This is a genomic window from Paenibacillus sp. MAEPY2, from assembly GCF_000499205.1.
In the GTDB taxonomy this organism is placed as follows: domain Bacteria; phylum Bacillota; class Bacilli; order Paenibacillales; family Paenibacillaceae; genus Paenibacillus; species Paenibacillus vandeheii.
In genome coordinates this window covers 1-12,995 of record NZ_AWUK01000013.1, presented here as the reverse complement: position 1 = coordinate 12,995, position 12,995 = coordinate 1, and the positions used below count along the sequence as shown (strand labels likewise).

Sequence of the window (12,995 nt, the reverse complement as noted above, 5' to 3'; positions counted from 1 at the left end):
CGATGTTGAGGATTGGAAATTATACGTTTGAGTCCAGGTTACTTCTGGGTACAGGCAAATTTTCGGATTTGGAAGTGCAGAGCCAGGCAGTTGAAGCCTCGGGTACGGAAGTGTTAACGTTTGCAGTTCGGCGTTTGAATCTGGAAGATCGCAACAAACAGCATTTTCTGGATACACTGGATTTGAAAAAGTATACCCTGCTTCCTAATACAGCGGGTGCTTCAACGGCAGAGGAGGCGGTGCGAATCGCAGAATTAGCTCGGGCTTCAGGACTTTGTGATATGATAAAAGTGGAAGTCATCGGCGATGGAATCACATTGCTTCCTGACCCGATTGAAACCTATAAAGCTTGCGAGATCTTGCTTGAAAAGGGCTTTACGGTACTGCCTTATATCTCGGATGATGTTATTCTGGCCAAACGATTGCAACTACTCGGCGTACATGCCGTTATGCCTGGGGCTTCGCCCATAGGGGCGGGGAGAGGAATTATTAATCCCTATAATCTGGAGATTATTATTGAACAAGCCGTCGTTCCTGTCATTGTGGATGCAGGACTTCGTTCACCAAAAGACGCTGCTCATGCGATGGAGCTGGGAGCTGACGGTGTATTGTTGAATACGGCTGTCTCCGGATCTGGGGACCCGGTAAAGATGGCAAAAGCAATGCGAATGGGGGTTGAAGCAGGCAGACTGGCTTATGAGGCAGGCATGATTCCCGTCAAGCGCTATGCAGCGGCGAGTAGTCCGGCGGAAGGAATGGTTCATACATGACTAATCAGACACAATCCTCTGAGCAGGGAGACCGCTATTCCAGACAGGAACGGTACACACCTATCGGTAAGGAAGGTCAGCATCGATTGAGTAACAGCAGAGTATTGATTGTTGGAGCTGGTGCGCTTGGCACGGGGATTGCAGAAACACTGGTGCGTTCGGGAATTGGCCATATTACCATTGCAGATCGTGATTATGTGGAGTGGAGCAACCTGCAGCGACAACAGTTATATACAGAGCAAGACGCCACTGAGCGAATGCCTAAAGCGATGGCAGCGAAGAAGCGCCTATCGGAGATTAACTCTACAGTTGAAGTTGTAGGTAGAGTGATAGACGTTAGAGTGGATGAACTGGAAGAATTGGTTCAGAATGCAGACTTAATCATGGATGCAACAGATAATTTTGATACCCGGCTTTTAATAAATGACATGTCTCAGAAGTATCGCATTCCCTGGATTTATGGCGGATGTGTGGGCAGTTACGGAATTACCTACACATTTCTGCCTGGAGAAACCCCTTGTCTAAACTGTTTGTTGGGTGAGGTTCCGTTAGGTGGGGACACCTGTGATACGTCAGGCATTATCCCTCAGGCAGTGCAGATGGTTACGGCGAATCAGACTGCTGAAGCGATGAAGTTTCTTAGTGGTAATCCAGATGCGCTTAGACGCAAATTGCTATCTTTCGATGTGTGGAGAAATGAATATATATCCATTAACGTTGACGGTGCCAGAAAAGAAGATTGTCCTTCCTGCGGAGTAAAGGCAAATTATCCGTACCTCTCAGCTTCAAACTTGGAAAAAACAGATGTATTATGTGGCAGGGATACAGTACAGATTCGTCCTTCCCGGCGAATGAAATTGGATTTGCAGCATACGGCTGATCGACTCGGTAAGCTGGATGAGGGCAAAGTGGAGGCCAATCCATTTTTGGTTTCTTTCACAACTGGAGCGTACAGGATGGTCATTTTTCAGGATGGGCGCGTCCTTGTTCATGGAACAAAAGACACGGCAGAGGCCCGTACACTGGTTCATCGGTACTTTGGTTAGAGATAAAAACAAATGAATTCTTCGAGTCCGTTCCTTCCGGGAATGGACTTTTTCATTTTACGGCATGATAAACATACAAGAATGCTGCGATGCACAGTGGTCACAAGTATGTGAAGACCAAGTGTAGTTGAAACTAACCAAGGTAGCAGCGTATAAGACAGGCCGGGTGAAAAATGAAAATATCCATATTACTGGTTGGCAGGGGCGATCTGCTTTCTTTTATTCAAGGCATATTGGGTGCTGAAGGGTACCAAGTCGAGCAAATGGAATGGACAGAACTGCACGATCTTTCTGAACTAACACTAACCAATCTCAATATGATCATATTAATAAATGAAGGCTGTCATGAAGATAACCTGAAGAGTGGACTGGAATCTTTGGTACACAGGGGTGTCACCTCTCCATTACTTGTGATTACTCCCAAGATATCGCCTGAATTAATTGTGGAATTACTCGATTACGGCGCTAATGATGTGATGGAAGCACCTATTCATGGTAATGTGATGATGGCCAGAATACGAAATCTTTTACGTGTGTTCTCACATGCTGCACAGGAAGATGAAGAAGTCATTGTTGTGCATGATCTCAAGGTCAATCTGCGTTCACGTCGTGTAAGTCGTGCAGGTGAATATCTGGTATTGACTCCGAAAGAATACGAACTGCTGGAGTTTATGGCCCGTCATGTGAACGAGGCATGTGCGCGGAGCGTTATTTTAAGGGAAGTGTGGGGGTATGATTTTGCAATGGATACCAATGTGGTGGATGTGTATATCAAACATTTGCGGGTGAAAGTGGATAAGGGGAGGAGCGTCAAATTAATTCATACCGTTCGGGGGATCGGCTATATGCTTCATTCTCATTAAAAAAGGGTCGTATCGGCGAACTCCATTCCTGTTTTCCACATTACTCCTGTTTGAACAGAGAACTTTATCGGGTAAATATAAAAGGACCGGATCATCAGATCCGGCCCCACTCGCTCGTTTTTTCAGAAGCATGAACTACAGTACGCGGCGAGCTTTAATATATGTTTTTTTCCAGTTTCCCGAGTTCAGGTCGGAAAGAGTAACACCTGGTGATCCGTACGTGTGCAGAATTTTTCCGTCTCCTGCATATACACCTACGTGAGTAATATTGGAGCCTGTAGACCGACTACCGCTTGAAAAGAAGACCAAGTCTCCAACGCGTAGATTTGCTTTAGACACAGCTACGCCTTCTTTGGATTGCTTAACGGATGTACGCGGCAAATCAACACCATACTTTTTAAAGATGTATTTCATAAAAGAAGAGCAGTCAAAATTTTTGGTTGTAGAAGTTGACGCACCAAATTTATATGGAGTTCCTGTAAAGGTTTTACCATAGTTCACGATTTGTTGTCCTGTGGATACAGAAGCGCTTGCTGCTTGTGCAACAGGTGCATTAGTCATTAATACAGCTCCAAAACCTAGTGTAGCGCACAACCCGACGGTTACGGCCTTTTGGACAAAGATGTTTGTTTTCATGTGAGTACCTCCAAAATTCGTTTTCGTTTAGTTGCTAGAGCGAGTATAACAGCTTTGTAACAGCCTAGAAATTGGATGGAACCTGTTCGTCCTTAGAGCCGCAACGGTTTGGGTTTGTTTATTAAAATACCATTAAAAATGTCAAAAAATTAATCATTGACGAATCTTGAATGTTATAAACATAGAAAAGACCCTTGATATATCAAGGGTCTTTGTTGTTTTATACGATTATTTTTGATCTAAATCACAGGTTACAAAAACGTAATAAGTCTGCACTAAAGCTTAATCTTTGCTCTGAATAAGGAGTAACAACCCACTATCGATCGAGACGGTGCCAGACTTTCCGAGCAGTTTGTTGCTAATCCCCAAAGATTGCCCCATACGTATGGTGGCTTGCTCCAGTGGGTACATGAAACCTTCCAGCGTGATACCTGTAACTTCATTGGTGAGAGGAAGCAGGGAGATATACTCATAACCACGGTCCTCCACGAAAGCTTCGGAGGTCGTTAGCATCATATAATTGTGTTCATCCTGCAGAGTACAGGAAATATGATGCTGCATAGCGCGGACCATAATATGTACGTTAGCCAGTGTATGATCCATGCGTGTACCCGTTGCGCCCAACAAGAGAATGTCAGTAGGCTCAAGATCCAGTGCTGTTTCGAATGCCATCTCGGTATCCGTCAAATCCTTATGCACAGGATCACAGGTGATTATCCGTTCGCTGTTATCTCGTACACTCTCCCGTTCCTGCTCTGTAATGGAATCAAAATCTCCTACAGAAATATGCGGCTGAATCCCATGTTCTATTAAAAATAAAGCTCCACGGTCAGCCGCAATAATGATGTCATCCTTACCGATTTCTTTCAGAAATTGAGGAGATAGGGTTCCACCCGTAAAAATAACAACTCGTTTCTTAGTCATTCTATTTCATCCTTCCTGATCAATGAAGAAACTAAATCACTTCTACTAATGTGATGAATTGATGTAATTATCATTCACAAAACCAGTATAATCCACAAAATGTGGTTGCACAATTTCAGCCTGCGCGGATACAATGGGTAGAGCAACATGGAGATGACTTGAAAAGTGAGGTTTGGACGGGTTGGACTTGCACATTTTTGAAGTATTCAGCATTATAGGTACCATTGCATTTGCAATGTCCGGTGCTTTCGTGGCAATGGAAGAGGAATATGATATTTTGGGCGTTCTGGTATTGGGACTCGTGACTGCATTTGGAGGCGGAGTTATTCGTAATGTTCTCATTGGTGTTCCTGTAACCATGCTGTGGAGCCAGGGAGCGCTGATTATGCTTGCCTTAGTATCTGTAGCGATCGCGTTTGTATTACCTCTTAAGTGGATTGGTCACTGGAAGCGAACAGAAGCGCTGTTCGATGCGATCGGACTTGCAGCATTTGCGATTCAAGGGGCGTTATATGCGGCAAATATGGGACATCCCATTAGTGCGGTGATTGTTGCCGCAATGATGACTGGTATAGGCGGTGGGATCATTCGTGATTTGTTGGCAGGCAGGAAGCCACTGGTACTGCGGGATGAAATCTATGCCGTTTGGGCAATAATCGCTGGTTTTGCCGTAGGCATGGGCTGGTTCACAACGAACGTTGGACTGTTAATATGTTTCGCTGCTGTTGTGTTTTTCCGGATGTGTTCTGTTCATTATAAATGGAAGCTGCCCCGTCGTTCTCTGGTACAAACGGAGAGTGTGAAACCTAAGACAGCAACAGCGCCACTTAACCGCACCTTGAGTAAGGGGGAATAACATGATTAACGTTTTGTTTGTATGTTTGGGCAATATTTGCCGATCGCCGATGGCTGAGGCTGTCCTCCGCCACAAAGTTAATGAAAGAGGACTGGCTCAACAAATTCGAGTGGACTCGGCAGGTACAGGCGACTGGCATGTCGGTAAACCTCCGCATGAAGGGACTCGCAAATTGCTTGATTCACGTCAAATTTCTTATGCTGATATGGCTGCAAGACAATTTGAGAGTGAAGACTTCGTACAGTTTAATTACATTATATGCATGGATGATTCCAACGCTGCTAATGTAAGAAGTGTTACCGGTGGTGAAGAAGCAGAAATTATCAAGATGATGGATATGCTGCCGGACGAAACACTTCGTGAAGTTCCAGACCCGTATTATACGGGGAACTTTGAAGAAGTGTACAGGCTGCTTGATGCGGGCTGCGACGTGTTGCTAGATCGGATTGCGAAGGAGCATTCACTGGTATAACCAATGTGATATTTGCTGAACATTGACAGATGTAGTACAAAAGAAGAAGCTGGACGAACAAGCAGGAGAGCCTGCTTCTTTTTTGAATGTTTATGTAAGCGATATCATTGGACTGTAAAACAAAAGCGGCATTTCAGCCGCCTGTTCTATGATCGTGTTAGTTTTCCTGAAGAAAGTAAAGCAAAGCTTCCGGCAGTTCATTCTGCCAGAATCCCCATTGGTGACGCCCGTCTTTCTCCTGATAGGAGACGAGTGCACCTCGTTTTTCCAGCAAATCACGGGTATCCCGGTTTAATTGAACAAAATTATACGTGCCGGTGTCGGCTTCAAAAGCAGTCTCCTGCATACCAACAATCATCCAAATGGATAACCAGGACAAGTCTTCAGCTGCAGCGTAGATTTCCTGAGAAGCGGAGTAGTAAGCACCAGACATGCTGATGACACGTGTGAACAGGTTCGGATAGAGTAGAGCAAGGTGAAGTGAAACGCTGCCACCCAGTGAGTCGCCGGCAAGAACACGTTCCTGCGGAGAGCGGCGCACAGGATATTTCTCTTCTACATAGGGAATAATCTCTTCAGCGAAGCATGAGGTATACGCCTTGAACCGATCGCCGAATGGGGCGTATTCCTGAGTTCTTACAGACACGTCGACCTGAACTCCTACTATAATGAAAGGTTCGGCTCCCTCGTCGAGAATGATTCGGTTGGCCGTGGTGGCGATACGTCCAAAATTGAAAAATTCTTCACCGTCCTGACAATAAACGACAGGGTAGCTAAGCAACTCGTTATAGCCAGGGGGAAGATAAATTCGAAGTGTGCGCTTCTCTCCGAGATAGCGGCTCTCAATCTCTTCCTTTACAATCGTGCGTTTCAAATAGCGGGAATCCGTCATAAAACGTCACCTTTCTCGGTAAATTTTTGCATTCAACCGCGCAATACGGTAAGATTAACCTTGTGCGGGGATGGGTCAAACACGCAAACATGTATTATGCTGTTATACCAATATTAAGCCCCTGTTATACATACAATCCGGAAGGAAACATAAAAAAATTACGGATATCTTTGACGTATGCAGTGAAACAGGTGTATAATAATATTATAACAGCGGAACTTGATATTCAAATTTTTTGTTGAGGTGAAGAAAAAAATGAGCAAGGTTCCTTATGAAGTATATACGGAGGATGTAGAAGCTCTGTCCGTGCTGTCTCCTGACGGCGAAATCGTTAACAAAGACATGATGCCTAAACTTTCCGACGATCAATTAAAAGAAATTATGTACCGCATGGTATTTACCCGTACTTGGGATGACCGTGCAGTAAACCTGGGCCGTCAAGGTCGTCTTGGTTTCTATGCTCCAGTATCTGGTCAAGAAGCTACAATGGTTGGTAGTGAATTTGCAATTGAAAAAGAAGACTTTGTATGTCCTGGCTATCGTGACATTCCGCAACTCGTGTGGCATGGACTTCCTCTTTATCAAGCGTTCCTGTACTCCCGTGGACACCAACATGGTGGACAGATTCCGGATGGCGTTAATGTATTGATGCCGCAAATCATCATTGGTGCACAAATCCTGCACGCAATGGGTATTGCTATGGGTTACAAGTTGAAGAAACAAAAACAAGTAGTTATTACGTACACAGGTGATGGCGGTTCTTCAGAAGGTGACTTCTATGAAGGTCTCAACTATGCTGGTGTTTACAAACTGCCTGTTATTTTCTTCGTACAAAACAATGGTTATGCCATCACAACTCCTTTTGCCAAACAAACGGCAGCTCTGTCCATCGCTCACAAAGCGGTAGCAGCAGGTATCAAAGGTGTTAAAGTTGACGGTATGGACATCTTTGCAGTTATCAAAGCGGTTCAGGAAGCTGCTGAACGCGGTCGCAACGGCGAAGGCGCAACATTGATCGAGGCTGTAACTTACCGTTTCCGTCCTCACTCCCTTTCTGATGATGCTTCCAAGTATCGTACAAAAGAAGAAGAGGCAGAATGGAACACTAAAGATCCAATCGCACGTTTCGCTAAATATCTGGAGAAAAAAGGTCTTTGGACTGAAGAAGATACAGCACGTGTGAAAGAAGAAGCAAAAGCTAAAGTGAACGAAGAGATCAAAAAAGCGGAAAAAACCGAGAAAATGACGATTTCAGGCTTGATCGACAGCATGTTCGAACAAACGCCTAAGCACTTGGAAGAGCAAAAAGCTGATTTCCAATAAGTTTTTTCCGATAAAGCATAAACATCCGGGACGGGTTCCGGTGTCCCGGTATACATGTATGAATTCAAATGTGAACTGTCAATGTTTAAGGAGGAAATGAAGCAAATGGCACAAATGAACATGAAAGAAGCAATCCGTGATGCGCTTCGCGTTGAGTTGAAACGTGATCCTAACGTTCTGCTTTTCGGTGAAGACGTAGGTAATGTAGGCGGCGTTTTCCGTGTAACGGAAGGTCTACAAAAAGAGTTTGGCGAAGAGCGTGTATTTGATACTCCACTCGCTGAGTCCGCTATTGGTGGTCTGGCTGTAGGTTTGGGTGTTCAAGGCTTCCGTCCGGTTGCCGAGATCCAATTCGTTGGTTTTATCTTCGAAGCACTTGACCAAATGGTAGTTCAAGCCGCTCGTATGCGTTTCCGCTCCGGCGGTAAATACAATTCTCCAATCGTATTCCGTACACCATTTGGTGGCGGTGTAAAAGCGGCAGAATTGCACACAGATTCCCTGGAAGGTCTGCTTACGCAAACTCCGGGTATCAAAGTAGTAGTTCCTTCTAACCCTTACGATGCAAAAGGTCTGATGATCGCTTCGATTCGCGATAACGACCCTGTATTCTTCATGGAGCACTTGAACTTGTACCATGCATTCCGTGCAGAAGTACCTGAAGAAGATTACACTGTTGAGTTGGGCAAAGCGAACGTTGTTCGTGAAGGTTCTGATGTAACTATTATTACTTACGGTATGATGGTTCACACTTCTGTGAAAGCAGCAGATGAGCTCGAAAAACAAGGAATCAAAGTTGAAGTTATCGACCTTCGTACGGTTAGCCCGATCGATATCGATACCATCGTTGCTTCCATTAAGAAAACAAACCGTGCAATTGTTGTACAGGAAGCTCAAAAGAGCGCAGGTGTTGCAGCTGAAGTCATTGCCCAAATCAATGAAAAAGCAATCCTGCACTTGGAAGCACCGGTTCTGCGTGTAGCTGGTCCGGACACTGTATATCCATTTGCACAAATCGAAGATACATGGCTGCCTAACCCGGCTCGTATCGTTGCCGCGGTTAATAAAGTCGTAAATTTCTAATTTAATCATCTGACATGCCGCAAGGCGCAGTATGGTGATCCACACCGCAGCGCTAGCTGCACTGTAAACAGCCATTAGCCCCTTGAGTAACAGTTTATTGCACTAGCAGTAACGGTTGTTTCTTGGAGTTAAGGGTTGTTTTCAGGATTGAGACATAATCAAGGAGGTTTTTCAGTTGGCTAAATTTGAATACAAATTCCCTGAACTGGGCGAAGGCCTTCACGAAGGCGAAATCATCAAGATGCACATCAAAGTCGGTGACAAAGTAACTGACGACGACATCATCATGGAAGTACAGAATGACAAAGCGGTCGTTGAAGTACCTTGTCCAGTTAACGGCACAGTAACAGAAGTATTCGCAAAAGATGGTCAAGTTTGCCACGTAGGCGAAGTTGTTGCAATCATTGACGCTGAAGGCGAGCTTCCTGAGCAAGACGATGCTCCTGCTGGCGATCAAGGCGAGCAAGAAAAAGATGCAGCTCAAGGCGGAGCTGACACAAGCGGTTCTTCTGCAGCAGCTTCCAGCTCGGATGCAGCTAAAGAAGGCGGCAACAACAGCGTTCCGGCAGTACCTGCCAAAGACGTTCTGGCAACACCAAGCGTGCGCAAATTTGCCCGCGAACAAGGCGTAGACATCGCTCAGGTTAACGGTACTGGCAACAACGGTAAAGTAACCAAAGAAGATGTTGAATCCTTCAAAAATGGTGGCGGTTCTTCCGCAGCGGCATCTTCCGCAGCTCCGGCTCAGGAAGAGAAAAAATCCGCAGCACCAGCAGCGGCTGCAGCTGATCAACGCCTTGAAGAAGAGCGCGTACCATTCAAAGGTATCCGTAAAGCGATCTCTAACGCAATGGTTAAATCGGCTTACACAGCACCTCACGTTACAATCATGGACGAGGTGGACGTAACTGAACTGGTTGCTTTCCGTACTCGCATGAAACCAATTGCTGAGAAAAAAGGAACAAAAGTTACTTATCTGCCATTTATCGTTAAAGCATTGGTTGCGGCTTCCCGCCAATTCCCTGCTCTGAACGCAATGATCGATGAAGAAGCTAACGAAATTGTTTACAAAAAATACTACAACATCGGTATTGCTACAGATACAGACAACGGCTTGATCGTTCCTGTTATCAAAGACGCTGATCGTAAATCCATCTGGATGATCGCTGATTCCATTCGTGATCTGGCAGCTCGTGGCCGCGATGGCAAACTGAGCGCGAACGAAATGAGAGGAAGCACAATCTCCATCAGTAACATTGGTTCTGCTGGCGGTATGTTCTTCACTCCGATCATCAACTTCCCTGAAGTTGCAATTCTCGGAACTGGACGCATCAGCGAAAAAGCCGTTATCAAAAATGGCGAAGTTGTTGCAGCACCTGTAATGGCTCTTTCCCTGAGCTTCGACCACCGTATTATCGATGGCGCAACAGCACAAAACTTTATGAATTACATTAAACAGTTGCTCGCTAACCCTGAGCTGCTTGTTATGGAGGTGTAAGATATGGTAGTAGGCGACGCTTCTCTCAATATCGACACATTAGTAATTGGTGCGGGTCCTGGTGGCTATGTAGCTGCCATCCGTGCCGCTCAACTGGGCCAAAGCGTATTGATTGTAGACAAATCCGAACTGGGCGGCGTTTGTTTGAACCGCGGATGTATTCCATCCAAAGCTCTGATCTCGGCTGCACATCAATATGAGTCTGCACTTCACGGTGAAGCATTTGGTATTTCTGCTGAGAACGTGAAAGTGGACTTCAGCAAAACTCAAGAATTCAAAAACGGCGTTGTTAAGAAAATGACTGGCGGCGTAGCTGGTTTGCTCAAAGGCAACAAAGTTGAAGTTTTCAACGGTGAGTGCATGTTCATCAACGAAAACGAAGCTCGTGTATTTAACGATCACGAGTCACCACGTTACAAATTTAAAAATGCAATTATTGCAACAGGTTCCCGTCCAATCGAACTGAAACCTTTCCCGTTTGGCGGACGCATTCTGTCTTCAACAGAAGCTCTGAACTTGCCTGAAGTTCCAAAAAGCATGATAGTTATCGGTGGCGGTTATATCGGTGCTGAGCTTGGTCAAATGTATTCCAAATTCGGTGCAAAAGTAACAATCATCGAAGGTTTGGATACAGTACTGCCAGGTTTCGATAAAGATATGACTAGCCTCGTAGCTAAAAACATGAAGAAAACAGGCATCGAAATCGTAACGGGTGCAAAAGCTGAAAGTGCGGAGCAAACGGATAAAGATGTAACTGTTAAATATTCCGTAAATGGTGAGTCCAAAGAAGTAACTGCAGATTACCTGCTTGTTACTGTTGGACGTCGTCCAAATACAGACGGAGAGCTTGGTCTGGACCTGATTGGCGTAGATGTTGACGAGCGTGGATTCGTTAAAGTTGATCACCAAGGCCGTACCAGCATTCCTCACATCTTCGCAATCGGTGATATCGTATCCGGTCTGGCACTTGCCCACAAAGCTTCTTATGAAGGTAAAGTGGCTGCTGAAGCGATCGCAGGACAACCATCTGTAGTTGACTACAAATGTATGCCGGCAGTTGTCTTCACAGATCCTGAGTGCTCCAGCGTAGGTTACACTGAGAAAGAAGCTAAAGAAAAAGGCTACAAAGTAAAAGCTGGCAAATTCCCTTATGCGGGTAATGGCCGTGCTGTATCTTTGAACCACGCTGAGGGCTTCGTGAAAATCGTAGCTGACGAAGAAAGCGGCCTCGTGTTGGGTTGCCAAATCGTAGGTCTGGAAGCTTCCAACCTGATTGCTGAGCTTGGCCTTGCAATCGAAATGGGTGCTACTCTGGAAGATTTGGCGCTGACTATTCACGCTCACCCTACTTTGGGCGAAATCGTGATGGAAGCTGCGGAACTGGTTATGGGTCACCCGATCCACATCATTTCCCGCTAATATCGTCTAAGCTTCGGATTCGTCCGGTATTATACGTAAATCAAGAAGGGATGGATAACGTGTTACAGCGTTGTCTATCCCTTTTTTTGTATAAATACCTCAAGTGAGTCTGTTAAGACTCAAAATTATTGGTTTTACGTATATCTTTTTATCGATGAAGCATCATGCAATCTGAATCTCAATGTGGTACACTGTAACAACGAATATGACAGCATCGACCTTAGCTCTGTGCTGTTTCAATAAGGCAAATTGGAGCAAACACAACTACTGTGAATGTTCTCGTTTGTTTTTATTGCTGTGAAATAAGAAGTGCGAGGGGACTATAATTTGAAGAACTATCTTGATTTATTACAGGATATCCTGGATAACGGCGTGCATAAGGGAGACCGCACCGGAACGGGAACCCAATCTGTTTTTGGAAGACAGCTCCGATATGACCTATCCGAAGGGTTCCCGCTTGTAACAACCAAGCGAATCCATCTGAAATCAGTCATTCATGAGTTGTTATGGTTTTTGAGCGGGGATACGAATATATCCTATCTGAAGGAAAATGGTGTGAAGATCTGGGATGATTGGGCTGACGAAAACGGTGATTTGGGTCCGGTATACGGATCTCAATGGCGCACTTGGGAAGCACCCAATGGAGAGAAGATTGATCAGATTGCAGCTGTTATAGATTCAATTAAAAACAATCCGGATTCACGACGTCACCTCGTTAGCGCCTGGAATGTGGCGGAGATTAACAACATGAAACTGCCCCCTTGCCATTTCGCGTTTCAGTTTTACGTGGCTGAGGGTAAACTATCATGTATGCTCACAATGCGTTCCGTGGATACGTTCCTGGGGTTGCCATTTAACATTGCCAGCTATGCATTGCTGACACATATGATTGCCCAGCAGTGTGATCTTGAAGTGGGAGAGTTCATCTGGTCCGGTGGGGATGTACACATCTACTCAAACCATGTGGAACAAGTGAAAACCCAGTTGGAGCGTGAACCATACGCATTGCCTAAACTGGTCATCAAGCGTAAGCCGGATTCCATTTTTGATTATACGTTTGAAGATTTTGAGTTTGAGAACTATCAGCATCATCCGGGTATTAAAGCCCCGATTGCAGTATAAGTACATGTTCAAATAGTCTGGTTTTCAGTGCCGAGTAGATGGAATGAAGATAGAAATGGAGTAGCGGAGCATAGGGAAAACTACGTGAGCA

General features: G+C 45.1%; 13 protein-coding genes. 10 read left to right on the top strand and 3 right to left on the bottom strand.

Annotation, left to right across the window (positions count from 1 at the left end; all coding sequences use genetic code 11):
• The first annotated feature begins 2 nt into the window (after positions 1-2).
• The 3 genes from P364_RS0112010 to P364_RS0112000 all read left to right on the top strand — a co-directional run bounded on the left by P364_RS0112010 (position 3) and on the right by P364_RS0112000 (position 2,679).
• The gene (locus P364_RS0112010) at positions 3-770 is read left to right on the top strand and encodes a thiazole synthase (protein WP_024630367.1); all 768 of its coding nucleotides are present in this window, start codon (positions 3-5) and stop codon (positions 768-770) included.
• A complete protein-coding gene (locus P364_RS0112005; RefSeq protein ID WP_024630366.1) occupies positions 767-1,816 on the top strand; it encodes a MoeB/ThiF family adenylyltransferase in 1,050 nt (349 codons plus the stop codon). The genes P364_RS0112010 and P364_RS0112005 overlap by 4 nt, the downstream gene beginning before the upstream one ends.
• Positions 1,817-1,989: 173 nt before the next feature.
• Positions 1,990-2,679: a response regulator transcription factor gene (locus P364_RS0112000; RefSeq protein WP_024630365.1), complete on the top strand. Its 690-nt coding sequence runs from the start codon at positions 1,990-1,992 to the stop codon at positions 2,677-2,679.
• Positions 2,680-2,814: 135 nt separating this feature from the next.
• On the opposite strand, the gene P364_RS0111995 is transcribed toward P364_RS0112000, so the two are convergent.
• Together P364_RS0111995 and P364_RS0111990 are read right to left on the bottom strand one after the other, a co-directional pair.
• Positions 2,815-3,315, bottom strand: a complete 501-nt coding sequence (locus tag P364_RS0111995) for a C40 family peptidase (RefSeq protein WP_024630364.1) — start codon at positions 3,313-3,315, stop codon at positions 2,815-2,817.
• Between the two features lie 282 nt (positions 3,316-3,597).
• Entirely contained in the window at positions 3,598-4,239 is a 642-nt protein-coding gene (locus P364_RS0111990) for a thiamine diphosphokinase (protein WP_024630363.1), read from the bottom strand.
• Between the two features lie 187 nt (positions 4,240-4,426).
• Here P364_RS0111990 and P364_RS0111985 point away from each other — a divergent pair, with 187 nt between their 5' ends.
• Entirely contained in the window at positions 4,427-5,095 is a 669-nt protein-coding gene (locus tag P364_RS0111985; protein ID WP_024630362.1) for a trimeric intracellular cation channel family protein, read from the top strand.
• 1 nt (position 5,096) lies between these two features.
• Complete coding sequence (locus tag P364_RS0111980) at positions 5,097-5,567, top strand: low molecular weight protein-tyrosine-phosphatase (RefSeq protein WP_024630361.1); 471 nt, start codon at positions 5,097-5,099, stop codon at positions 5,565-5,567.
• A 157-nt stretch (positions 5,568-5,724) separates the two neighbouring features.
• On the opposite strand, the gene P364_RS0111975 is transcribed toward P364_RS0111980, so the two are convergent.
• On the bottom strand, positions 5,725-6,459 hold the full coding sequence (locus P364_RS0111975) for an alpha/beta hydrolase (protein ID WP_024630360.1): 735 nt from the start codon (positions 6,457-6,459) through the stop codon (positions 5,725-5,727).
• Positions 6,460-6,714: 255 nt separating this feature from the next.
• Here P364_RS0111975 and pdhA point away from each other — a divergent pair, with 255 nt between their 5' ends.
• From pdhA to thyA, 5 genes are all read left to right on the top strand, one after another.
• On the top strand, positions 6,715-7,782 hold the full coding sequence (pdhA, locus tag P364_RS0111970; RefSeq protein WP_024630359.1) for a pyruvate dehydrogenase (acetyl-transferring) E1 component subunit alpha: 1,068 nt from the start codon (positions 6,715-6,717) through the stop codon (positions 7,780-7,782).
• Positions 7,783-7,887: 105 nt separating this feature from the next.
• Positions 7,888-8,865 (top strand): alpha-ketoacid dehydrogenase subunit beta, encoded by a 978-nt coding sequence (locus tag P364_RS0111965; RefSeq protein ID WP_024630358.1) that lies wholly within the window; start codon positions 7,888-7,890, stop codon positions 8,863-8,865.
• Between the two features lie 175 nt (positions 8,866-9,040).
• Positions 9,041-10,363, top strand: coding sequence for a dihydrolipoamide acetyltransferase family protein (locus tag P364_RS0111960; protein ID WP_024630357.1), 1,323 nt, complete (start codon positions 9,041-9,043; stop codon positions 10,361-10,363).
• A 3-nt stretch (positions 10,364-10,366) separates the two neighbouring features.
• The gene (lpdA, locus tag P364_RS0111955; RefSeq protein WP_024630356.1) at positions 10,367-11,782 is read left to right on the top strand and encodes a dihydrolipoyl dehydrogenase; all 1,416 of its coding nucleotides are present in this window, start codon (positions 10,367-10,369) and stop codon (positions 11,780-11,782) included.
• Between the two features lie 327 nt (positions 11,783-12,109).
• A complete protein-coding gene (gene thyA, locus P364_RS0111950) occupies positions 12,110-12,904 on the top strand; it encodes a thymidylate synthase (RefSeq protein ID WP_024630355.1) in 795 nt (264 codons plus the stop codon).
• Positions 12,905-12,995 lie beyond the last annotated feature (91 nt).